Genomic DNA, 22,154 nt, shown 5'->3' on the forward strand with positions numbered 1-22,154 from the left:
GCGATCAGCGGCGCTCCGGTGGCGCCGCCAACCGGTGCAGGCGCAGCGCCAGTTGGATCTCCAGGGCACGGGCGGGACTCTGCCAGTCGTCGCCGAGGAGGCGGGCCACCCGCTCCAGTCGTTGGGCCACCGTGTTCACGTGGACGTGAAGTCCGTCCTTGGTGCGGGCCGGGCTCATCCCGGAGGCGAAGTACGCGTCGAGGGTGCGCAGCAGTTCCGTGCCGCGCCGCCTGTCGTAGGCGACGACCGGGCCGATGGTGCGGGTGACGAACGCGGCGACGTCCCGTTCACCGGCGAGGAGCAGGCCGAGGAAGCCGAAGTCCTCGGCGGCGGCGCCGTCACCGCCCCGGCCGAGGAGGCGCAGCGCGTCGAGGCAGCGGCGGCCCTCGGCGTAGGCGGCGGCCACGGTGTCGGGGCGGGTGGCGAGGTCGGCGACGGGGGCGGAGGCGCCGACGGTCACCGGCTGGTGGACGGCGGCGCCGAGGTGCCGGGCGGTGCGCCGGGCCACGTCGGCGGCGGTGTCGCCGGGTTCGAGGGGCAGCAGCAGGACGGTGCCGCCGTCGCGGGCGGCGGCCAGGCCGTGCCGGGTGGAGGCGAGGTGGGAGGCGGCCGACCACAGCCGGCGGCGCGCTGCCGCCGCTTCCTCGGCGCCCGCAGCCGGTCCTTCCGGGTGGGCGGCGAGCACGACGTGGGTGGCGTCGAGGTCGGCGTGCAACCGGGCGGCGCGGTCCCGCAGTTGGCGGGGCTCGCGGTCGCGGGCGTCGAGGAGGTCGTCCAGCAGCTCGCCCCGCACCCGTTGTTCGGCCTCGGCGGCGGAGCGGCGGGCCAGCAGGAGCAGCGAGGTGACCATCGCGGCGCGCTCCAGGGTGCGCTGGTCGACGGGGTCGAGACCGGGACGGCCGCGCAGCACCAGCGCGCCGAGGAGTTCGCCGCCCGCGGCGACCGCGGCGATCCAGTCGCCGCCGTGCCGCACCGCGTGCCCCTCCGTGCGCGACGTCTCCAGCGACCGCGGGTCGGCGGTGTCGGTGAACTCGACCGTACCGCCGAGGACCTGGGAGACGGCGGCGGCCACGTCGTGGACCTGGCCGCCGCGCAGCACGAGTTCGGCGAGCCGGTCGTGGATGTCCGAGGCACGTTCGATGACCGCGCTGTGGTTCTTGATGATCTCGTTGGCCCGCTCCAGTCCGGCCATGGCCGAACGGGTCTCGGTGAGCAGGTTCGCCGTGTCGATGGCGGCCGCGGCGAGCGCGGCGAAGGAGCCGAGCAGCGCGATCTGCTCCCGTTCGAAGACACGTGCCCGCCGGTCCGCCGCGAACAGCACCCCGATGACCTGCGGCCCGAGCATGAGCGGGACGCCGAGGATGGCGACCAGTCCCTCGTCGCGCACCCCGGCGTCGATGGTGAGCGTGTGCTCGAAGCGGTCGTCCTTGAAGTAGTCGTCGGTGACGTACGGCCGCGCGGTCTGCGCGACGAGCCCGCCGAGCCCCTCCCCCATGCCCAGCCGCAGCTGCTGGAAGCGGGCCGCGACCGACCCCTCGGTCACCCGCATGTAGGTGTCGCCGCACGCCGGGTCGTTCAGGCTCAGGTAGGCGACGTCGGTGCCGAGCAGGGAGCGGGCACGCTGGACGATGGCCTGGAGCACGGCGTCCACGTCCCGCAGTCCTGCCAGGTCGTGCGCGGTCTCGAACAGGGCGGACAGCTCGGCCTCGCGTCGGCGTCTGCCCTCCAGCTCGGTGCGGACCCGCAGCGCGAGGAGCTTGGCCCGCTCCAGGGCGGCGATCCGCTCCGGCGGCCGGTTCTCGGCGCGGGCGATCAGCACCGGCTGCTCGTACGCCTCCGCCGAGGCGCCCCTGGCCAGCAGTTCGAGGTACGCCGGCTCGGCGCCCCCGGGTACGTCGGCACCCGGGTCGAGGACACCGGTCGCCGGGGCGGGGGCCGGCCGCCTGATGGACTGCACGTGATCGCGAGACATGGCCCCAGGATTCCGCATCGCCGCTCCGGCCCGTCGGGCCTGTGGAAAACTCCCCGGGCCGACGGATGCCCGGTCCCTCAGTGGGCCGTCCAGCCGCCGTCGAGCACCAGCGAGGTACCCGTGACGAAGGACGCCCGGGGGCCGCAGAGATAGGCCACGGCCTCGGCGACCTCCTCCGGTTCGACGAGCCGCTTGACGGCGCTGTCGGTCAGCAGGACCTCGGTCAGCACCCGCTCCTCGGGGATGCCGTGCGCCCGCGCCTGGTCGGCGAGCTGCTTCTCGACCAGTGGGGTGCGCACATAGCCCGGGTTCACACAGTTGGAGGTCACTCCATGGGGGGCACCCTCCAGAGCGGCCGTCTTCGACAGACCCTCCAGGCCGTGTTTGGCGGCCACATAGGCGGACTTGTAGGCGGAGGCGCGCAGCCCGTGGACGGAGGACACGTTCACGATCCGGCCCCAGCCCTGTCCGTACATGTGCGGCAGCGCGCCCCTGATGAGCCGGAACGGCGCCTCCAGCATCACGGTCAGTACGGTGTGGAAGACGTCCGGCGGGAACTCCTCGATGGGACGCACCAGTTGGAGTCCCGCGTTGTTGACGAGGATGTCGGTGCCGGCGGCGGCGCGTTCGGCCGCGTCCAGGTCGGTGAGGTCGAGGACGTACGGTTCGACGGCATCGCCGCCCGCCGTGCCCAGGGCCCGCCCGGCCGAGTCCACGAGCTCGGCCAGTCCCGTCTCGTCCCGGTCGACGGCCCTGACCCGGGCGCCGGCGGCCACGAGACGCAGGGTGCAGGCGCGGCCGATGCCCCCGGCGGCACCCGTGACGAGGGCGGTGCGGCCGTGCAGGTCGAGGACGGGGGCGTGGGCGGGGCCGGGGACGAGGGCGGAGCGGGTGCTGGTCGAGCTCATGGGTCGACCCTAGGTGGCGGCCACCCGCTCCCACATGGCGTCAGCACACATAGTTCAGCTGAAAGCCGTAGCGTCGAACCATGTGGGTGCATCCGACATGGCCTGCTTGATCCGGAACACCCCGAACTCGTTCAGCTCCGGCAGGGCGTCCACGTCGAACCAGGCCACGTCCAGCGACTCGTCGTCGTTCACGCGGGCCTCGCCGCCGACGGCCCGGCAGCGGAAGGTGATGTCCATGTACTGGCAGACGTCGTCGTTCGGGTAGGTGACGGGGTTCAGCGCCTGGACGAGGACCACCCGCTCGGCGACACAGCGCACCGCCGTCTCCTCGAAGACCTCCCGCACGGCGCAGGCCGCGGGCTGCTCCCCCGGCTCCGGAATGCCGCCGATGACCGACCACTTGCGGGTGTCGGTGCGGCGGCCGAGCAGCACTCTGCCCGCGTCGTCGAAGACGATGGCGGTGATCCCGGGCAGCCAGAGGAGCTGGTGGCCGGCGGCGGCCCGGATCGTGCGGATGAAGTCAGGAGTAGCCATGAGCCGACCCTAACGCCCGGTTCCGCGCACCCGGCCGAAACCACGGGGCGTACAGCGGGTGTACGGCTACGCGTCACCGGCGCGCCGGCCGCGCACTCCGGCCCCGATCGCCCAGCCGACCCCGCCGGCCGCGACCAGCACCAACGCGATCTCGGGGAGGATCCCCACCTTGGTCGCGGGCGTCTCGGAAGTGCGCAGCGGCACCTTCTGCACCAGGTAGGCGGGCACGAACATGCCGGTCTTCTGGGTGATCTTCCCGTCCGGCATGATGATCGCGCTGACGCCGCTGGTCACCGGCACGGTGACGGTCCGGCTGTGCTCGACCGCGCGGATCCGGGACATGGCGAGCTGCTGGTAGGTCATCTCGCTGCGGTCGAAGGTGGCGTTGTTGCTCGGGACGGAGATCATCTCGGCGCCGTGGGTGACGGTGTCCCGCACGTCCCAGTCGAAGGCGGCCTCGTAGCAGGTGGCGAGGCCGACCTTGGTGCCGTCGATGTCGAAGACACCGGGCTTGGTGCCCCGGCTGAAGTCCTGGCGGACCATGCTGGTCCAGTCCTTGTTGATGGCGCCGACCAGTCCGCGCAGCGGGAGGTACTCGCCGAAGGGCTGGATCTGCCGCTTGTCGTACGTCGAGGTCGGGCCCTTGACCGGGTCCCACAGGATCTGCTCGTTGAGCAGTTTGCCGTCCCGCTCGACGACCCCGCCGACCGAGATGGGCACGCCCATCGCCTTGGCGGCCTCGTCGATCACGGCGGCCGCGTCGGCGTCGGAGAACGGGTCGACGTCGGAGGAGTTCTCGGGCCACAGCACGAAGTCCGGCTTGGCGACCTTGCCCGCCTTGACGTCGGCGGCCAGCTTGAGCGTCTCCTTCACGTGGTAGTCGAGCACGGCCTGCCGCTGCGACGCGAAGTCCAGGCCGGCCCGCGGCACGTTGCCCTGGATGACCGCCACGGTGACCGAACCGTCCTCGGCCTTGTCGCTCACCAGCCCCCGCGCCGCGACCGCGCCCACCACGGGCACGGCCACGCTCAGCAGGGCCACGGCCGCCGCGCCGCGCCGGATCTCGCGGGTACGCCGGCCCTCGACGGCCAGCCGCCCCACCTCGTACAGACCGAACCCGCACAGGACGACGGCGAATCCGAGCACCGGAGTGCCGCCCAGCGCGGCAAGCGGCAGGAAGACGCCGTCCGCCTGGCCGAAGGCGATCTTGCCCCAGGGGAAGCCGCGGAAGGGCACACGCGCGCGTGCCGCCTCACCCGCGATCCATATGGCGGCCGCCCACACCGGCCAGGCCGGCAGCTTGGAGACGGCGGCCACCCCCACACCGACCAGCGCGATGAAGATCGCCTCGATGGCCACCAGCGCGAGCCACGGCCCGGGGCCGACCTCGACGCCGGTCCACACCAGCAGGGGCAGCAGGAAGCCGAGCCCGAAGACATAGCCGAGGCCTAGGGCCGCCTTCCAGCTGCGGCCGCGCAGCACCCACCCGAATCCGGCGAAGGCGGGCAGCGCCAGCCACCACAGGGTGCGCGGCGGGAAGCTGACGTACAGCAGCACTCCACTGAGCGCGGAGGCGGCGGCCGGGACCAGGCGGCGGAGCAACCGGAGGCCGCGTGCGCGGGGCGCGGGGCGCGGCGTGAGCTGGTCCGACTGGTCGACGGAAGTTGCGGTGACGGTCACTCCGGGAGTGTACGGCGGTTGACCTTGCGGTCGACAGCACGGTCTCGGCATGCAGGAATCACACCGTTCCCGCGCAAGTCATCCACAAAGCGGGCATCACCGGTTACGGTGTGCCGAGGCGGGCGGCGGGGCCTGCCGCAGGTCGGGGGACCGGGGTACGGGGGGCGACGGTGGGGTCGACCGGGATGACGTCCGCTGCCGACAGGGACGCGGACAACGACAGACGAAACGTTTCTGACGTGGTGGGCGTCGTGGTGCTCGGGGCGTGTGCCGCGTGGCCGCTGATCTCGGCGACCGGTCGCGACGGACGGCCCGAGGGCATACTGCTGGCGGTGCTCGCGGTGGCCGCGGGCTATGCCGCGGGCCGGATGTCCGGGGCGCTGCTGCCGGTGGCCGCGCCGGGTGCGGGCGCGCTGGCCGCGCTGGCGTTCGCGGTGGCGACGCCCCGGCTGGCGCCGGGCCCCCAGTTCGCGACTCCGCTCGGCCATGCGGGCGCCGTCGCGGCGCTGCTGGCTCTGGCGACGGGCGCCGCGTGCTGCGCCGCGTGGGCGACACCGGTTCCGGCGTTGCGGCTCGGGCTGCGGATGCTGGCCGCCGGGATCGCGGTGGCCGCCGCCGGGATCGCGGTGGCCGGGGCGGCCGTGGGCTCGGCGGCCGGCTGCGCGGCCAGTGCCGTCGTCCTGCTGTGCTCCCTCGCCGCCGGCCGGATGCGGCGGCGGGGTCCGGCCGTCGCCGGGCTTGCTCTGGTGGCCGCGCTGGTGACGGGCACGGTCTGGGCGGTCGCCGCGGACGTCCTCCCCGACGGCCTCGCCTCCGCCCTGGCGGGTCCCCTCACGGAGCACCGCGTCCTGCTGTGGCGGGACGCCCTGCGTCTCGCCCACCGGAACACCGTCGAGGGCGTCGGCCCCGGGCGCTTCGGCGAGCAGAGCGGCACCGCGTCCGAGGCTCTGCTGCCCGACGGCAAGCCGCACTCCGCACCGCTCCAGCTCGCCGCCGAACAGGGCCTGGTCGGCGTCCTGCTGTTGGCCACCGCGTTCTGCTGGATCCTCTACGCCCTCTGGCGGTCCCCCCGCTCCACACCGGTGACCCTCACCGCGGGCGCGGCACTGACCGCCCTTGCCGTGATCGCCGCGGTCGGCAACGCACTGAGCTTCACGACGGTGTCGGCGGGCGCGGGCCTGCTGGCGGGTCTGGCGACGGCGCGCCCCTGGGCGGCGGGGACGACAGCGATGCCGGGCGGTTGAGCCGTACGGGTGCCCCGGCACATGTGATCCCGCCACTTGTGCGTCCGCCACATGTGGTCCAGCCCTGCCCGGTCCCGCCACCCAGGGGCCGGCCCCGCGTGCGGCCTGCGTCAGTGTGCCGTGCCCGGCGTGATCGTCCGCAGGCGTTCCCGGATGACACGCACCGCGGACTCGGCGTTGTCCACGGTGATCGTGAAGGTGTGGCCGTCCCACAGGCGCAGGACGATGCCCTCGCCACGGCGGACGACGACGGCCGTGCCCTTCTCGGGGCGCCAGCGGTAGCCCCAGCCGCCCCACTGGCGCGGGGTGATCTGCGGGGAGAAGTCGGCGCCGACCACATGGGAGAGCGGAATACGACGGCGCGGTACTCCTATATGACCGCAGCGGACTTCCAGACACTCCCTGTCGAGCCTCAGGTCGACGTGGACGAAGGCGAGGGTGCCGAAGAGGACCAGCAGCCCGGCGGCGATGCAGCCCACGACGGCCATCACCAGCGCGGTGACGCCCGAGTTCCAGGCGGAGTCCACGGCCAGTTCGATACCGAGCGCCATGCAGGCCGCGCCGACCAGCGCCAGCAGCCACTGGACCCGGTTCGTGGCGCGCCCGGTCCAGACATCCGGGTGTGAGGCGTCCTCGTCCGGAGCGTGGTCGCGGGGGTGGTCCCTCATGTCTACGAGATTACTCAGGTTTCGCTGCGCGGGTACCGCGTTGCGGAGGGTGACTGCTCACATCGGGGGTATCCCCGGCCCCGGACGGTTCACTGGGACGCGGCAGGACTGGCCGTGCGGAGCAGCCGGGCCTCGGCGTAACCGAGCGCGGCCTCGGGCAGTTCGCCCTCACGGCCGTTGAGCAGCACCGTCACCGTGCCGGTGGCCGGTGCGTCGGGGGCCGGCTGCGCACCGATCCGGCGCAGCGCCTGGGCGGCCACGGCGCCGGCGGAGCCGTGCAGGACGAGAGGGGCGGCGCCGGGGCGCTGGACGGCGGCGCGGATACGTTCCGCCAGGAGTTCGTAATGGGTGCAGCCCAGGACGACGGTCGTCACGTCGTCGGGGGTGAGCCGGGCCGCCGCGGTCACGGCGGCGTCGATGGCGGCATGGTCGGCGTGCTCGACGGCCTCGGCCAGCCCCCAGCAGGGCACCTCGGTGACCGGTACGCCGCCGGCGAAGTCCTCGATGAGGCCCCGCTGGTACGCGCTGCCGGTGGTGGCGGGGGTCGCCCAGATCGCGACGTGACCACCGCCGGCGGCGGCCGGCTTGATCGCCGGGACCGTGCCGATGACCGGGATGCCGGGTTCCAGACGCGCGCGCAGCGCCGACAGGGAGTTCACGGTCGCCGTGTTGCAGCCGATGATCAGCGCGTCGGGCCGGCGGGCGGCGGCGGCCTCGGCGACGGCCAGCGCGCGCTCGGTGATGCCCTCGGGGGTACGCGGGCCCCAGGGCATGCCCTCGGGGTCGAAGGAGAGGACGAGATCGGCGTCGGGGCGCAGCCGCCGTACCGCTGCGGTGGCCGCCAGCAGGCCGATTCCGGAGTCGATGAGCGCGATCTTCACCCGGCCACGATAGACGATGGGCCGTTGGGAGCAGGCCCGATGGGGCAGACTGCGCGCGTGAGCGTCTTCACGTGGACCGCCGCCGTATCCCTCGCCGCCTGGCTGTGGCTGCTGCTCTGCCAGGGCTTCTTCTGGCGCACCGACGTCCGGCTGCCGCCCCGCCACGAGCCCGCCGCGTGGCCGGATGTGTGTGTGGTCGTCCCGGCCCGGGACGAGGCCGCCGTACTGCCCCTGAGTCTGCCGTCGTTGCTGGCGCAGGACTATCCGGGGCGGGCGGAGGTGTTCCTGGTCGACGACGGCAGTACGGACGGCACCGGGGAGCTGGCCCGGGAGCTGGCCGCGCGCCACGGCGGGCTGCCGCTGACCGTGACCTCGCCCGGCGAACCGCCGGCGGGCTGGACGGGCAAGCTGTGGGCGGTACGGCACGGCATCGCGCTGGCACGCGCGCGTGGCCCCGAGTACCTGCTGCTGACGGACGCCGACATCGCGCACGGGCCGGACAGCCTGCGGCTGCTGGTGGCGGCCGCCCGCACCGGAGGCTTCGACGTGGTCTCGCAGATGGCCCGCCTACGGGTGGCGAGTCTGTGGGAACGGCTCGTGGTGCCCGCCTTCGTCTACTTCTTCGCCCAGCTGTACCCGTTCCGCCGGATCGGCCGGAAGGGCTCGCGCACCGCGGCAGCCGCGGGCGGCTGTGTCCTGCTGCGCGCCGACACGGCGGAGCGGGCGCGCATCCCGGACGCGATCCGGCACGCCGTGATCGACGACGTGGCGCTCGCCCGCGCGGTGAAGGGCACCGGAGGGCACATCTGGCTGGGTCTCGCCGACCGGGTGGACAGCGTCCGCCCCTATCCGCGCCTGCACGACCTGTGGCGGATGGTCTCCCGCAGCGCGTACGCGCAGCTGCGGCACAACCCGCTGCTGCTTCTCGGTACGGTCGCCGGTCTCGCGCTGGTGTACCTGGTGCCGCCGGGTGCGGTACTGGCGGGGGCGGTCACCGGCAGCACGCCTACGGTGCTCGTCGGCGCCGCGGCCTGGCTGGTGATGACGGCGACGTACCTGCCGATGCTCCGCTACTACAGGCAGCCCCTGTGGCTCGCTCCGCTGCTGCCGTTCACCGCGTTCCTCTACCTCCTCATGACGGTCGACTCGGCGGTGCAGCACTACCGGGGGCGCGGGGCGGCCTGGAAGGGCCGTACCTACGCGCGTCCCGACACCGTCACCGACGAAGGCTGACCGCCCGCGTCGGTCACTTGCGGCCGGGCGTCCAGTTCATGCCCCAGCCGTAGGCGCGGTCGACGGTCCGCTGCGGGCTCACCCCGCGCTCCGTGACCAGGTAACGGGCCTCGCGCTGTACGACGAGGTCGCCGCCGGTGTTGGTGAGCAGCGCGAGCGCGCACACGGTCGAGGGAACCGTGCTCTCGTCCAGGGAGAAGTCGACCGGGGCGCCGTGCTGGGGCTGGAGGGTGACGGTGGCGTGCAGGTCGGCGAAGGACGTGGCGCCCTGGTAGATCGTCACGAAGATCAGGATGCGCCGGAAGTCCTGTTTGTGATCGAGGTTGACGGTGAGGTTCTCCCCGCTCGACACGGCACCGGTGCGGTCGTCGCCGTCCAGGTGGATGTACGGCGGCCGGTTCAGGGAGCCGAAGGCGTTGCCCAGCGCCTGGACGACGCCCTTGCGGCCGTCCGCGAGCTCGTACAGGGCGCACAGGTCGAGGTCGAGGGCGCCCGCCCCACCGCGCCGGCCGCCCCAGCCCGGGAGCTGTTTGCGGACCTGCCAGTTGAGGTTGACCCGCAGCGCGCCCGAGGTGCCGCCCTGCTTGGCCAGCGACACGGAGGGGGCCGCCTTGGTGAGCGTCACCTTCGACAGTCGTACGGGGGCGGACGGCGGGGTGACCGGAGTCGGGACTGGAGTCGGGACTGGAGCCGGAGCCGGAGCCGGCGGGGCGCCCTGCGGCACGGGCGGGTGCGCCGGGTGCTGCGGCTCGTCCACCGTGATCCCGAAGTCGGTGGCGAGCCCTTCCAGCCCGCTGCTGTACCCCTGTCCCACCGCACGGAACTTCCAAGCACCCTGGCGGCGGTACAACTCACCGAGCACGAAAGCGGTTTCCACCGTGGCGCCCGCGCTGTCGAAACGGGCGACCACACTTCCGTCGGCCGCGTTCCGGACCTCGACGTAAAGGCCGGGGACCTGCCCAAACGTTCCGCCGTCGGCCGAGGCCGCGAGGACGATCCGCTCGATCGGGGTCTCCACGCGCGCGAGGTCGACGAAAAGGGTGTCGGTGACCAGGTCGCCGGAGCGCCGCTTGCCCTCGTGCCGGACCGCGCCCGAGGCGTGCGCGGGCTGGTTGTAGAAGACGAAGTCGCCGTCGGAGCGCACTTTCCCGGCGGCCAGCAGGAGCGCCGAGGCGTCCGCGTCGGGGGCACCCGGGCCGGAGCGCCAGCCCAATTCGACACGCAGTGCCGTGGTCGGCACCGGCGTATTCGATCCTTTCGGCATTGACATGTCCGCCCCCATCATGTGTCGGCATGCCGGGCGCGCCCCGGCGGTCCCAGGTCATCCCTACCCTCACAACCTATTCCCGGGGACAGGGATCTCCCATGAGCGGCACAGGAAGCCCCCTGGCCAACTGCCGGTAACCGGCTCGGAACTCGGCCTTTACACGATCCAAACGCCGTTTGCCGTCCTTTTTTGCCGAGTTCGCTCGGATTGGGGATCCGGCGTCACTGCCGACACGGAAAACAACCCTCTTATCGGTCTCCCCAACCAGCACATCGTGGGCTTAACTTATGTGCCATGACCTCCCCCCGCTCCACCTATGGCGGCGGCTACTACTCCGCCTCCTTCCCGGACACTCCGATCTACGACTCGCTCGTGGCCGAACGGGGCACCCCGCAGATCGCCCCGATCCGGGTTCCTCCCGCCTACGACGCGCCCAGCAGCTTCAGCAACCTGCCCGCGCTGCCGTCGGCACTGCCCGCCCTCCCGGCGGGCCCCTCCCAGCCGGCCCCGGGCTACGGCTACCCGCAGCAGATGCAGCAGCCCGCGCCGCTGCAGCAGGCGCCCACGGCGTACATCCCCCAGCAGGCGACGGGACCGCGCGGCTACCCCGCGCAGCAGCCGCAGCCGCCCCGTCCGATGATGGGCGGCACGGGGTACGAGGCGATGCGCCCGGCGGCTCCGCGCCCCGCGCCGGCGGCTCCGTACCAGGACCCGTACAACAACCAGCAACAGCAGCAGTACCGCGGCTACTGATCGGCATTCCCCGATGTCCGTGCGGCCTGGCACGATGGCGTCATGGGGATGGCCGAACTGCAGTCGATCCACGTTCACCCGGTCAAGGCGCTCCGGGGCTTCTCGCCCCGGGAGGCCGTCGTGGAGCCCTGGGGGCTGGCCGGTGACCGACGCTGGGTTCTGATCGACGACGGGGGAAAGGTCGTCACCCAGCGTGGACAGCCGCGCCTCGCGCTCGCCGCTGCCGAGCTGCTGCCCGGCGGCGGCGTACGCCTGTCCGCGCCCGGGCGCACACCCCTGACGGTGCCGGTCCCGGAGCCGGGGGTCACGGTGCCGGTGGACATCTTCGGCACGAAGGTGGAGGCGGTCCTCGCGGCGGAGGCGGCCCACGCGTGGTGCGGCGCTTATCTGGAGGCCGACGTCCGCCTCGCCCACATGGACGCCCCCGCGAGCCGCCGCCCGATCGACCCGGAGCACGCGCTGCCGGGCGAGACCGTGAGCTTCGCCGACGGCTATCCGCTGCTGGTCACCGCGCAGGCCTCGCTGGACGCCCTCAACTCCCTGATCGCGCGGGGCGAGCACGCCGAGGAGGGTCCGCTGCCCATGAACCGGTTCCGGCCGAACGTGGTCGTGCGGGGCACCCGGGCCTGGGCCGAGGACGACTGGAGACGGATCGCCATCGGCGAGGTCGAGTTCCGGGTCGCGAAGATGTGCGGGCGGTGCGTCGTGACCACCACCGACCAGATCACCGCCGAGCGCGGCCGGGAGCCGCTGTGGACGCTGGCGCGGCACCGCAGGTTCGGCAGCCGGCTGGTCTTCGGCCAGAACCTGGTTCCGCACTCCCCCGGCACGATCCGGGTCGGGGACCCGGTCCGGGTCCTCGGCTGAGATTCCGAGGGCCGAGCGGTGCCGGCGACCGCTCATCGAGCGATCTCCGTCGCCGTGCGGGAACCCAGGCCCGCAGCCCGGTCGTTGGGGTCGTGAGAAGTTCATGAGTGTCCCGGCCGGGGTGATTTCGCTCTCTCTTCGGCCAGGGGCTCGGGTGAACGGACCGGGCGGGGGTTATCACGGAGCGGGAAGGGGGTGGTGGTCGGTGCGAGCGATCCGCGGCCTGTGGCGCTGGCGGCGCAATCCGCTGCGCCGCGCGACCGACCTGGCCGAGGCCTGGGTGGCCCTGGTGGCACTGGTGCTGATCGTGGTGGCCGCGCCGGTGCTCGGCTCGTTCGTCGGCGCCGCGGCCCAGGCCACCCTCCAGCGTTCGGTCCGCCAGCAGCAGCACGACCGGCATCTCGTCCTGGCCACGGTGGTGCGCAAGCTGGGCGGCGCCCCCGTGGAGCCCGACCCGGACGCCAGCGGCGCCCACGACCCCCGCAGCCGCGTCCTCGCCGACTGGACCGCACCGGACGGCACCCGGCGGCACGGCCCGGTCCTGACGACCCTCAAGTCCCCGCACAAGGGCGACCACTTCGACGTCTGGACGGACCAGCACGGCCTCATCACGGCCCGCCCGCTGGACGCGGTGACGGCGACGACCCACGCGGTGCTGGCCGGGTTCGGCGCGGCCCTGCTGACCGCGGGGCTGGTCGAGGGCTTCAGACGGATGATCGTCTGGCGTATGGTCCGTCGCCGGTACGCACGGTGGGACCAGGCCTGGGACCGGGCGGGCCCGGACTGGGGCAAGGCCGGGACGGGCAGCTGACGGCCTTTCCGTCTCTGGTCAATCCACCACCTCGGCGCACGCTACGGTGGACCGGCCGAAGCGCATTCGGCATCGACCCGCGCGCGAGCGAACCGCAGGGGCCGGGCACCGTCCGCGGTGCCGCCCCGAAGGCGAGCGAGCGATCTGTACGACGAGGTGGGGGCACGGCAACGCCATGGCACAGGGCACGGTCCAGGTGACGCACACCGGCACATCGCGGTGGCGGCGCCGCACAGGTGAGTACGCCTCGCTCGCCGCAGCCCTGGAGGCCGCCGCCGACGGCGACGTCCTCACGGTCGCGCCCGGCACCTACCGGGAGAACCTCGTCGTCCAGCGTGCGGTGACGCTGCGCGGTCCGGAGGGCTCGCCCGGCTCGGTGCGCATCGCCCCCGTGGACGGGGTCCCGCTGACCGTGCGCGCCTCGGCGGTCGTACAGGACCTGCATGTCGAGGGCCAGGACGCGGCCGCGCCCGCGCTGCTGGTCGAGGAGGGCACCCCCGAGTTGCTGGACGTGCGGATCGTCACCCGGTCCGCCGCCGGGATCGAGGTGCGCGGCGGAGCCCGGCCGACCGTGCGCCGGTGCACCGTGGACAACCCGGCGGGCATCGGCATCGCCGTACTCGACGGCGGCGGTGGGGTGTTCGAGGAATGCGAGGTCGTCGCGGCCGGTCAGGCGGGCGTGGCGGTGCGCGGCGGGGGCCGCCCCCGGCTCGAGCGCTGCCGGGTGCACCACGCCTCGGGCACGGGCATGACGGCGACCGGGGAGAACTCCGCGCTGGAAGCGGTGGGTTGCGAGATCTACGAGGTGCGCGGCTCCGGTGTGCAGGTCACCGCGCGGGCGACGGCGCATCTCACCGACTGCGATGTGCACCGCACCACCGCCGACGGGGTCACCCTCGACACCGACGCGGTGCTCACCCTCGCCGACTGCCGCATCCACGACATCCCGGAGAACGCGGTCGACCTGCGCTCGCGGTCGGTGCTGACGCTGACCCGGACGACGGTGCGTCAGTTCGGGCGCAACGGGCTGTCGGTGTGGGACCCGGGCACCCGGGTGGACGCGAACCAGTGCGAGATCTTCGACAGCACGGGCGACTATCCGGCGGTGTGGGTCAGCGACGGCGCCACCGTGGTCCTGGACTCCTGCCGGGTGCACGACGTGCCGGACGCCCTGTTCGTGCTGGACCGCGGCTCCCGTGCGGACGTCGTCGACAGCGATCTCTCCCAGGTGCGCAACACGGCGGTGTCGGTGAGCGACGGCGCCACCGCGCAGCTCGACGACTGCCGGATCCGGGACGCGGCCACCGGCGCCTGGTTCCGCGACCACGGCAGCGGCGGCACCCTCAACAACTGCACGGTGGACGCCACCCAGACGGGCGTGATCGTCACCAAGGGCGCCGACCCCACCATCGAGCGCTGCACGGTCGACTCCCCGGCCGAGGCGGGCTTCTACGTGTCGGCGGGCGGCCGGGGCACCTTCCAGAACTGCCGGGTCACCGGCAGCGGCGGCTACGGCTTCCACGTGATCGACGGCTGCCGTACGACGCTGCGCAAGTGCCGTACGGAGCGGTGCGCGCGCGGGGGTTACGAGTTCGCGGACGGCGGTCCGGACACGGGGTCGGGCACCGGCCCGGTGGTGGAGGACTGCACCAGCGACGAGAGCGGCAGCCTGCGCCCGCCCGCGGCGCACGAGACGGTCGTACAGACCTCCCACCAGTCCTCCGGCCTGCTGGGCGCGATCCCCGGCCAGCGCAGCACCGAGCAGGAACCGCTGCTCACCCCCGCCGCTCCAGAGGAGCCGGCCCGGACCTCGAAGGCCGTGCTCGGTGAACTCGACGCGCTGGTCGGTCTGGACAGCGTCAAGCGCGAGGTCCGTGCGCTGACCGACATGATCGAGGTCGGCCGGCGCCGCCAGCAGGCCGGGCTGAAGGCCGCCTCGGTCAAGCGCCACCTGGTGTTCACGGGCTCCCCCGGCACCGGCAAGACGACCGTCGCCCGGCTCTACGGCGAGATCCTCGCCTCCCTCGGGGTGCTGGAGAAGGGCCATCTGGTCGAGGTGTCCAGGGTCGACCTGGTCGGCGAGCACATCGGCTCCACGGCGATCCGCACCCAGGAGGCCTTCCAGCGGGCACACGGCGGGGTGCTGTTCATCGACGAGGCGTACGCGCTGTCGCCGGAGGACGCGGGGCGGGACTTCGGCAAGGAGGCCATCGACACGCTGGTGAAGCTGATGGAGGACCAGCGGGACGCCGTGGTGGTGATCGTCGCGGGCTACACCGAGGAGATGGAGCGCTTCCTTTCGGTCAATCCCGGTGTGGCGTCGCGTTTCTCGCGGACCATCACCTTCAGCGACTACGGCCCGGACGAGCTGCTGCGGATCGTGGAGCAGCAGGCCGACGAGCACGAGTACCGGCTGGCGCCGGGCGCACCCGAGGCGCTGCTGACGTACTTCACGGTGCTGCCGAAGGGCCCGGCGTTCGGCAACGGCCGTACCGCCCGGCAGACCTTCGAGGCGATGGTGGAGCGGCATGCGAGCCGGGTCGCCCAGCTCGCCGACCCGACCACCGACGACCTCACCCTGCTGTACCCGGAGGACCTTCCCGAAGTCGCCTGATCAGGCGCCCGGTTGCGGCCGCTGTCCGGGCAGCTCCGGGCGCAGCCGGGCCAGCAGCCGCTGCCGTTCCTCGGCGAAGGCCGGGTCCGCCTGGTAGTCGGAGTGGCCCAGGATCGGGGCGGGGAGCGGGTGACCCGGGGTACGACCGTAGGCGAGGGGGTCCTTGAGGGGCGTGTGGTCGACCTCGGGGCCGTCGCCGTCGGGGATCCGCACGGGACCGCCGATGGGGTCGGTGAGGCGGTAGAGGTTGCGCCAGCAGGCGACCTCGCGGTGCAGGGAGCCGAGTTCGGCGGGGCCGAAGTGGGCCGGGAACCAGCGGCCGTACAGCCGCTCCAGCGGCGAGCCGTACGTCAGCAGGGCGACCCGGCCGCGGACCGACGGGGTCAGCTGCCAGGCGGCCGCGGCGGCGAGGACGCTGCCCTGGGAGTGGCCGGAGATGACCAGCCGGCCGCCGGTGCGGCGGGTCCAGGTGTCCATCCGCCAGGTCAGGTCGGGCACCGCGCGCTCGGCATAGCAGGGCGGAGCGAAGGGATGGGCGGCACGCGGCCAGAAGGTGCCGACGTCCCAGAGGATGCCGATGGTGCGCCGCGCGGAGGCGTCCTTGTAGGCGCGCCGGCCCCAGGTGACGAAGAGTATGAAGCCGAGCCCGACCAGCCAGGAGCCCAGCGCCTGTGAGGTCTCGGCCGCGCCGTGCACCAGGGCGTACGTCCGGTCGGCCGCCGCGTCCGGGGTCTCTCCGGTGGCCAGCGCGCCCGCCAGCGCCCCGGCGCCCAGCACCAGCGTGGCGGCGCACAGCACGGTGACGGCGAACGGCGTCCGGTCGGTGAGCACGGCCATGGCACGGACCCGGGCGATACGGCGGCTGCGGGCCACGTCCGCCGGCTCCCCGGGGTGGCCGAGGTCGACGGCGGCGCGTTCCGTGCGGCCGAGCCGCGAGGTGCGCCAGGAGAGCCACGCGACCGCGGCGAGCAGCACCACGAGAACCGGCGGGATCACCGACGCCTGCCAGGTCAGCAGGACCGGAGGCCCGGCGATGGAGGTGCCGGTGCCGTCCAGCCAGTCGGACACCCGCTGGGCGACCCCGCCCGAGATCACCCCGCCGAGCGCGCAGGCGAGCAGCGCGACCGCGGGCCCGCCGAGGCCGCGCATCGCGGCGCGCGGATCGGGCAGCCGGCGGTGCAGGTCGTGGGCGACGACCGCGAGGACGATCACCAGCACGCCCTGGGCCAGGGCCAGACCGCCGAAGGTGGTGTCCCCGGCGAGCCGCCCCACGGAGTGCCACCCCGGCCGGGACCAGCCGGCGTACAGCATCACGAGCAGCAGCAGGGCGAGCGCGCCGAGCGGCAGGCGTCGTACGAGGTGCCGGTCGAGTTCCTGGTCGAGGAGGTTCTCGCTGCGGCCCCGGCGGCAGACCACCCACACCACGGCAAGGGCCCCGGCGATCAGCGCACCGGTCAGCAGCCACCCGATCGTGTCCAGTACGGCGGTGCCGCCCGGCCTGCGGTCGAAGGAGGCCGCCGGTGCGAGGACCGCGGCGGCGACGGTGAGCAGGCCGGCCGCGGTGTGCGCGGCACGCAGCCGGGCGACCAGCCGGCGTCCGTACCAGAAGCCGGGGCTGCCGAGGGAGGTGTGGCCGGGCTCGGGGTCGTTGGCCGGCGGCCGGGTGGACTCGTAGGCGCTCCAGGTGCGGTGCGAGAGATACCAGAGCAGGCCGGTCAGGGCGGTGGGGACCAGGGTGGCCAGGGCGAGCCGGCGTCCGGGTGCGCTCCACCAGCCGCCGCCGGAGCCGGCCGGCGAGAGGAAACCGAGCCAGGTGTGCCGGCCGGCGCAGGCGGTGACGCCCGCGCACTGCCAGGCGGCGAGGTCCAGGGCGACCTCGCAGGCGGCGGCGACCAGTAACACCGTGAGGGTGAGGCCGGCGAGCCGGACCAGCAGGCCGTAGAAGCGCACGGTGCGCGGCCGGTCCTCGGCGGCGGGGCGCATCCAGTGCGCGAGGTTGACCACCATGAACGGCAGGAGCAGCAGCCACAGCGCCCGGGAGGCGTTGCCCGAGGTGAGGTTGCACCACACGTACGCCTCCGGCACCGTCCGGTCGCGGTAGTCGCCGGGCCGGGACTCGGCGTCGACGTCCTCGGCGCGCCGGAAGACGGCGGCGGTGTCGTCCCCGGTGATCCGCACCGTGCGCGGATCGTCGAGCATCTTCTCGGGCGTGGTGCCGCCGACCCCGTGGACGAGGAGCTCCAGATCGATCTCCGGAGCGGCGGGCCGTTCGGCCGGGTCGGGCTTCGCAGTCGTGGGCCGCTGGGCGGGGTCGGTCCTCGCGGCCCCGGGCCGGTCGGCGGGTGCGGCCTCCGTCGCGGTCAGTCGCTCGGCGGGGCCGCCTCCGACGGTACGGTCCTGCGCGCGTTCCACTCTTCTCGCACTTCCCCCGTGCCGCGCCGATGGTCTGTGTCCGTGCGGGTTTCAGGATCGCCGATTCCGGTGTGACGCACACCACTCGTCACGGAATCTCCCCGTTGTGTGTGACGCCCAGTGCAACACGCGGTGACCGAATGACGTGTGTGCGCCGACACAGGGAGTGGCGCAACCTGTGTGGTCCCGTGAAAGGATGGGGCGCCCGCGCACCGGAGCCGGACGGAATGTCCTGGTCGGGGTCGGTACGCGGGGCGTGTCGGACGGCTTGAGGCGAGAGGAACCGGAGCGTACGTGAGCGAGAACCAGAACCTCCTCGCGGAGCAGCGCCGCGCCCTGATCCTGGACGAGGTCCGGCGCCGGGGCGGCGTACGGGTCAACGAACTGACCCGCAAGCTCGGCGTGTCGGACATGACCGTACGCCGGGACCTGGACGCGCTGGCCCGGCAGGGCGTGCTGGAGAAGGTGCACGGCGGTGCGGTGCCGGTGGTCGAGGCGAGCACGCACGAGCCGGGGTTCGAGGCCAAGTCGGGGCTGGAACTGACCGCCAAGGAGGACATCGCCCGGGCCGCCGCCGAACTGGTCGTGCCGGGTACCGCGATCGCCCTGTCCGGCGGTACGACGACGTACGCGCTGGCCCATCATCTCCTGGAGGTCCCCGACCTGACCGTGGTGACGAACTCGGTGCGGGTCGCGGACGTCTTCCACGCGGCCCAGCGCGTCTCCGGGCAGCGTCAGGGCGCGGCGACGGTGGTCCTGACCGGCGGGGTGCGCACCCCGTCCGACTCCCTCGTGGGCCCGGTGGCCGACCAGGCGATCGCGGCGCTCCACTTCGACCTGCTCTTCCTCGGCGTGCACGGCATATCGACCGAGGCCGGTCTCTCCACACCGAACCTCGCGGAGGCGGAGACCAACCGCCGCCTGGTGCAGTCGGCCCGGCGGGTGGTGGTGGTCGCCGACCACACCAAGTGGGGCACGGTGGGCCTCAGTTCGTTCGCCAAGCTGGAGCAGATCGACACGCTGGTCACGGACGCCGGACTGCCCTCCGACGCGCGTGCGGAGATCTCGGAGCATCTGCGCCGGCTGGTGGTGGCGGGCGAGGCGGAGGCCTGATCGCGTCGGCGGTGCAGACAACTGACGGGCCGCCAGTTATCGTGGCGGGGCCGGTCAACCGCCTTATCGGCCAAGGGGGTTCTTGTCCATGGCACGCCGACTGCGCCCCGTGGGGCTCGACTTCGTCGAGACCGCGCCCGTACGTCTGGTCTTCGCACAGGAGATGTCCGCGCCACCCGAGCGGGTCTTCCACGCGCTCAACGACGACGTACCCGGCTGGGCGGAGTGGTTCGCCGCGGTGACCCACGCCGAGTCCGTCGACGACGGCGCCGGGCGCGACATCCGGCTCAAGGGCGGCGGGCGTTTCCGGGAGACGATCATCGCGGCCAAGGAGGCGGAGGTGTACGCCTACCGGGTGGACCTGACCAACGCGCCCGGCGCGTACGCCATCGCGGAGGAGTGGCGGCTCGTCCCCTCCGGCGGCGGCACCCGCGTGCAGTGGACCTTCGCCGTGGACGGCACGGCACCGTTCCGTCTCGTGGTCAGGGCGGCACGCGCCGGGCTGGGCCGGGCCTTCCGGGGCGCGGTCGTCGAACTGGACCGGCGTCTGGCACGGTAGCGGCTCAGCCGGGCCAGACCCCCGTCTCCAGCAACGACTCGATCGCCGCGGCGTAGGGCGTGATGTCCAGGCCCTGCTCGGCGAGCCAGGTGTCCGAGTAGTACTTGTCGAGGTACCGGTCACCCGGATCGCACAGCAGGGTCACCACGCCCCCCTGCCGTCCCTCGGCCACCATCTCGGCGACGATCTTCAGCGCACTCCACAGCCCGGTCCCGGTCGACCCCCCGGCCTTCCGGCCGATCGCGCGCTCCAGCGCCCGTACCGCGGCCACGCTCGCCGCGTCCGGCACCTTCATCATGCGGTCGACGGCCCCGGGCACGAAACTCGGCTCCATCCGCGGCCGCCCGATGCCCTCGATGCGGGAGCCGCAGTCGCAGGTGACGTCGGGATCGCCGGTGGTCCAGCCCTCGAAGAAACAGGAGTTGTCGGGGTCGGCGACACAGATCCGGGTATCGCGCTGGGTGTAATGGACGTAGCGCGCGAGCGTCGCGGAGGTGCCACCGGTCCCCGCCGTGGCGACGATCCAGGCCGGCTCCGGGAACCGCTCCAACTCCAGCTGGCGGAAGATGGATTCGGCGATGTTGTTGTTGCCGCGCCAGTCCGTGGCCCGTTCGGCGTAGGTGAACTGGTCCATGTAGTGGCCGCCGGTCTCCACCGCCAGGCGCGCGGACTCCTCGTACATTTTCCGGGAGTCGTCCACGAAGTGGCACTGCCCGCCGTGGAATTCGATGAGCCGGCACTTCTCGGCACTGGTGGTGCGCGGCATGACGGCGATGAAGGGCACGCCGATGAGCTTGGCGAAGTACGCCTCGGAGACGGCCGTCGAGCCACTGGACGCCTCGATCACCGGGCGGCCCGGCCGGATCCAGCCATTGCACAGGCCGTAGAGGAAGAGCGAACGGGCCAGCCGGTGCTTGAGGCTTCCTGTCGGATGCGTCGACTCGTCCTTGAGGTACAGGTCGATGCCCCAGGCCTCGGGCAACGGGAAGCGCAGCAGGTGCGTGTCCGCCGAGCGGTTCGCGTCCGCCTGGACCTTGCGCACAGCCTCTTTGAGCCAGTCGCGGTAGGCGGCGTCGCTGCGGTCGACGTCGAGGGTGGCGCCGGTCCGGATCTGCGGGGTAGTGCTCACGACGGGACTCCTTACGCTTCGCGCCGACGGCGTCCGAACGCGGCCGACGCATCGATCATAAACACCTTCCACACGCTTCTCACCTGCATAAACGCATCTTTGGGCGTCTCAAAGGCACCCCTGGGGAACAGCGCCGGACAGTGGCGCGAACGCTTCGGGGGCGCATTACGGCGAGTGCTCCGAGCGCCCCCCGCCCGGCGGTCCGTGCGTACTGGTGCTCCACGCCGAGGGCGGGCAGACTGCCACCGGACGGGACGAACGTCTCGAACGGGGGCGCACACTGGATCACGACACGAGCCGGAGCGCGCCGGGCCGGGGTCACAAGCTTCCGGACGGCGACCGACGTACTCGAAAAGGGGCGGGGCAGGATGGCGGAGCCGGAGTTCACGGCGACGGGCGTGCGGATCGACAAGCGGCTGCGGTCGCTCACCCGGGCCGGGCAGGTCCGGATAAGGGACGGCAGGCTGCAGCTGCTGACGAGCTACGGCAGCGAGATCGACAGTGCGCCCGTCCAGGCGGTACGGGCCTCGAAGCCGTGGTTCGCGTCGGAGGACCGGGCCCTGGCCGACCTCAACGGCCAGCGCTACTCACTCACCCTGGGTGACCACGACCCGGCGCCGGGCGAGCCGGGACCGCCCGCGGCGCGCCGCTTCATCGAGGCGGTACGGCGGGCCGCGGGGCGTGACCGCTGAACTGCACGGACCTGCGGGGCGTGACCGCTGAGCCACGGCGAGTTGCGGGACCGTACGCACTGGGTCACGCTTGTCTCACGTCACTCTGGGTTTACCGGCGATAACGCTGCGAACCAGCCCGCCGGCCACGACAGCAGGCGGCCCCATGGACGGCGGCGCCCTGCTGGATCCGTTCTCCGTGTTCTTCCGGACCTCACGTCGGGGAGTCGCAGCCGTGATCAAACACCCAAGCAGACACTGCTCGGTGGAGCTCCAAGCCTTGCCCTCGCGGATCGGCCAGGTCCGCAGAATCGTATCTGCGCAGTTGCGCTACTGGCATCTCGACCCGTTGATCGACCGGGCCGCGCTCGGTGTGACGGAGTTGCTCACCAACGTCCACCGGCACGCCCAGACCGACAAGAACTGCACCGTGGAGATCGAGCTCCAGCTCGACCGCCTCACGGTGTCGGTCCGCGACCACGATCCGCGCCTTCCGGTGGTCGAGGACGGCACGGAGATCGCGCCGATGGCCACCTGCGGGCGAGGGCTCGCGATGGTGGCCGCGGTCAGCGAGAGCTGGGGGGTACGGCCGCACGACGACGGCAAGGTCGTGTGGTTCACCCTGCCGGCACCGACGACCACACCGAAGGCGGACCGCCCACAGCGCCGGGTCGCCGAACCGGCACCCCGTCGGATCGTCGACCCGGAACCCGCGACCGCCGGTGCGCCCGCACCCGCGACCGCCGGCGCCCCGGCCCCCGCACACGCGACCGCCGCTGTCCCCGGTGCCGCACACGCTCCCGCCCGCTCGGCTGTCGCCAGTTGAGCGGGCGGTGAG

At 73.0% G+C, this 22,154-nt stretch carries 19 protein-coding genes; 10 read left to right on the forward strand and 9 right to left on the reverse strand.

Features of this window, described 5'->3' with window-relative positions:
* Nucleotides 1-4: 4 nt before the first annotated feature.
* From ABT137_RS22600 to lnt, 4 genes are all read right to left on the reverse strand, one after another.
* Nucleotides 5-1,972, reverse strand: a complete 1,968-nt coding sequence (locus ABT137_RS22600) for a helix-turn-helix domain-containing protein (RefSeq protein WP_351711574.1) — start codon at nt 1,970-1,972, stop codon at nt 5-7.
* Between the two features lie 77 nt (nt 1,973-2,049).
* Nucleotides 2,050-2,880 carry a 3-hydroxybutyrate dehydrogenase gene (locus ABT137_RS22605; RefSeq protein WP_351711576.1) on the reverse strand — a complete coding sequence of 277 codons (831 nt, stop codon included), beginning with the start codon at nt 2,878-2,880 and terminating at the stop codon, nt 2,050-2,052.
* Between the two features lie 54 nt (nt 2,881-2,934).
* Nucleotides 2,935-3,414, reverse strand: a complete 480-nt coding sequence (locus tag ABT137_RS22610; RefSeq protein WP_351711578.1) for an NUDIX hydrolase — start codon at nt 3,412-3,414, stop codon at nt 2,935-2,937.
* A gap of 66 nt (nt 3,415-3,480) precedes the next feature.
* Nucleotides 3,481-5,094: an apolipoprotein N-acyltransferase gene (gene lnt / locus ABT137_RS22615; RefSeq protein WP_351711580.1), complete on the reverse strand. Its 1,614-nt coding sequence runs from the start codon at nt 5,092-5,094 to the stop codon at nt 3,481-3,483.
* 185 nt (nt 5,095-5,279) lie between these two features.
* Here lnt and ABT137_RS22620 point away from each other — a divergent pair, with 185 nt between their 5' ends.
* Complete coding sequence (locus ABT137_RS22620; protein WP_351711582.1) at nt 5,280-6,338, forward strand: O-antigen ligase family protein; 1,059 nt, start codon at nt 5,280-5,282, stop codon at nt 6,336-6,338.
* Between the two features lie 110 nt (nt 6,339-6,448).
* Here ABT137_RS22620 and ABT137_RS22625 read toward each other — a convergent pair whose 3' ends face one another.
* On the reverse strand, nt 6,449-7,006 hold the full coding sequence (locus tag ABT137_RS22625) for a hypothetical protein (RefSeq protein ID WP_351711584.1): 558 nt from the start codon (nt 7,004-7,006) through the stop codon (nt 6,449-6,451).
* 89 nt (nt 7,007-7,095) lie between these two features.
* On the reverse strand, nt 7,096-7,887 hold the full coding sequence (locus ABT137_RS22630) for a glutamate racemase (protein WP_351711586.1): 792 nt from the start codon (nt 7,885-7,887) through the stop codon (nt 7,096-7,098).
* A 39-nt stretch (nt 7,888-7,926) separates the two neighbouring features.
* Here ABT137_RS22630 and ABT137_RS22635 point away from each other — a divergent pair, with 39 nt between their 5' ends.
* Complete coding sequence (locus ABT137_RS22635) at nt 7,927-9,120, forward strand: glycosyltransferase (protein ID WP_351711588.1); 1,194 nt, start codon at nt 7,927-7,929, stop codon at nt 9,118-9,120.
* A 13-nt stretch (nt 9,121-9,133) separates the two neighbouring features.
* Here ABT137_RS22635 and ABT137_RS22640 read toward each other — a convergent pair whose 3' ends face one another.
* Nucleotides 9,134-10,402 (reverse strand): TerD family protein, encoded by a 1,269-nt coding sequence (locus tag ABT137_RS22640; protein WP_351711794.1) that lies wholly within the window; start codon nt 10,400-10,402, stop codon nt 9,134-9,136.
* A gap of 279 nt (nt 10,403-10,681) precedes the next feature.
* On the opposite strand from ABT137_RS22640, the gene ABT137_RS22645 reads away from it, so the two are divergent.
* The 4 genes from ABT137_RS22645 (at nt 10,682) to ABT137_RS22660 (ending at nt 15,432) form a co-directional block, all read left to right on the forward strand.
* Nucleotides 10,682-11,140, forward strand: coding sequence for a DUF6643 family protein (locus ABT137_RS22645; protein WP_351711590.1), 459 nt, complete (start codon nt 10,682-10,684; stop codon nt 11,138-11,140).
* A 42-nt stretch (nt 11,141-11,182) separates the two neighbouring features.
* The gene (locus ABT137_RS22650; protein WP_351711592.1) at nt 11,183-12,007 is read left to right on the forward strand and encodes an MOSC domain-containing protein; all 825 of its coding nucleotides are present in this window, start codon (nt 11,183-11,185) and stop codon (nt 12,005-12,007) included.
* A gap of 205 nt (nt 12,008-12,212) precedes the next feature.
* Nucleotides 12,213-12,818: an Rv1733c family protein gene (locus ABT137_RS22655; protein ID WP_351711594.1), complete on the forward strand. Its 606-nt coding sequence runs from the start codon at nt 12,213-12,215 to the stop codon at nt 12,816-12,818.
* A 175-nt stretch (nt 12,819-12,993) separates the two neighbouring features.
* Nucleotides 12,994-15,432, forward strand: a complete 2,439-nt coding sequence (locus ABT137_RS22660) for a right-handed parallel beta-helix repeat-containing protein (protein WP_351711596.1) — start codon at nt 12,994-12,996, stop codon at nt 15,430-15,432.
* On the opposite strand, the gene ABT137_RS22665 is transcribed toward ABT137_RS22660, so the two are convergent.
* Nucleotides 15,433-17,682, reverse strand: a complete 2,250-nt coding sequence (locus ABT137_RS22665; protein WP_351711796.1) for a hypothetical protein — start codon at nt 17,680-17,682, stop codon at nt 15,433-15,435. It lies immediately after the preceding gene.
* Between the two features lie 456 nt (nt 17,683-18,138).
* Here ABT137_RS22665 and ABT137_RS22670 point away from each other — a divergent pair, with 456 nt between their 5' ends.
* On the forward strand, nt 18,139-18,957 hold the full coding sequence (locus ABT137_RS22670; protein WP_351494892.1) for a DeoR/GlpR family DNA-binding transcription regulator: 819 nt from the start codon (nt 18,139-18,141) through the stop codon (nt 18,955-18,957).
* Between the two features lie 88 nt (nt 18,958-19,045).
* The gene (locus tag ABT137_RS22675) at nt 19,046-19,516 is read left to right on the forward strand and encodes an SRPBCC family protein (RefSeq protein WP_351711598.1); all 471 of its coding nucleotides are present in this window, start codon (nt 19,046-19,048) and stop codon (nt 19,514-19,516) included.
* Nucleotides 19,517-19,520: 4 nt separating this feature from the next.
* On the opposite strand, the gene cds1 is transcribed toward ABT137_RS22675, so the two are convergent.
* On the reverse strand, nt 19,521-20,645 hold the full coding sequence (cds1, locus tag ABT137_RS22680; protein WP_351711600.1) for an L-cysteine desulfhydrase Cds1: 1,125 nt from the start codon (nt 20,643-20,645) through the stop codon (nt 19,521-19,523).
* Nucleotides 20,646-21,013: 368 nt separating this feature from the next.
* On the opposite strand from cds1, the gene ABT137_RS22685 reads away from it, so the two are divergent.
* Together ABT137_RS22685 and ABT137_RS22690 are read left to right on the forward strand one after the other, a co-directional pair.
* Nucleotides 21,014-21,337 (forward strand): hypothetical protein, encoded by a 324-nt coding sequence (locus ABT137_RS22685; RefSeq protein ID WP_301649398.1) that lies wholly within the window; start codon nt 21,014-21,016, stop codon nt 21,335-21,337.
* A 214-nt stretch (nt 21,338-21,551) separates the two neighbouring features.
* Nucleotides 21,552-22,142, forward strand: coding sequence for an ATP-binding protein (locus ABT137_RS22690; RefSeq protein ID WP_351711602.1), 591 nt, complete (start codon nt 21,552-21,554; stop codon nt 22,140-22,142).
* The last annotated feature ends 12 nt before the right edge of the window (nt 22,143-22,154 follow it).

This window comes from Streptomyces sp. NPDC001980, from assembly GCF_040296885.1.
In the GTDB taxonomy this organism is placed as follows: Bacteria; Actinomycetota; Actinomycetes; order Streptomycetales; family Streptomycetaceae; genus Streptomyces.

Bases quoted from the DNA above. Each gene is read 5' to 3' on its own strand.
- ABT137_RS22600 (WP_351711574.1), bottom strand. From the start codon at position 1,972: ATGTCTCGCGATCACGTGCAGTCCATCAGGCGGCCGGCCCCCGCCCCG.
- ABT137_RS22605 (WP_351711576.1), bottom strand. From the start codon at position 2,880: ATGAGCTCGACCAGCACCCGCTCCGCCCTCGTCCCCGGCCCCGCCCAC.
- ABT137_RS22610 (WP_351711578.1), bottom strand. From the start codon at position 3,414: ATGGCTACTCCTGACTTCATCCGCACGATCCGGGCCGCCGCCGGCCAC.
- ABT137_RS22620 (WP_351711582.1), top strand. From the start codon at position 5,280: ATGACGTCCGCTGCCGACAGGGACGCGGACAACGACAGACGAAACGTT.
- ABT137_RS22625 (WP_351711584.1), bottom strand. From the start codon at position 7,006: ATGAGGGACCACCCCCGCGACCACGCTCCGGACGAGGACGCCTCACAC.
- ABT137_RS22635 (WP_351711588.1), top strand. From the start codon at position 7,927: ATGGGGCAGACTGCGCGCGTGAGCGTCTTCACGTGGACCGCCGCCGTA.
- ABT137_RS22640 (WP_351711794.1), bottom strand. From the start codon at position 10,402: ATGGGGGCGGACATGTCAATGCCGAAAGGATCGAATACGCCGGTGCCG.
- ABT137_RS22645 (WP_351711590.1), top strand. From the start codon at position 10,682: ATGACCTCCCCCCGCTCCACCTATGGCGGCGGCTACTACTCCGCCTCC.
- ABT137_RS22650 (WP_351711592.1), top strand. From the start codon at position 11,183: ATGGGGATGGCCGAACTGCAGTCGATCCACGTTCACCCGGTCAAGGCG.
- ABT137_RS22660 (WP_351711596.1), top strand. From the start codon at position 12,994: ATGGCACAGGGCACGGTCCAGGTGACGCACACCGGCACATCGCGGTGG.
- ABT137_RS22675 (WP_351711598.1), top strand. From the start codon at position 19,046: ATGGCACGCCGACTGCGCCCCGTGGGGCTCGACTTCGTCGAGACCGCG.
- ABT137_RS22685 (WP_301649398.1), top strand. From the start codon at position 21,014: ATGGCGGAGCCGGAGTTCACGGCGACGGGCGTGCGGATCGACAAGCGG.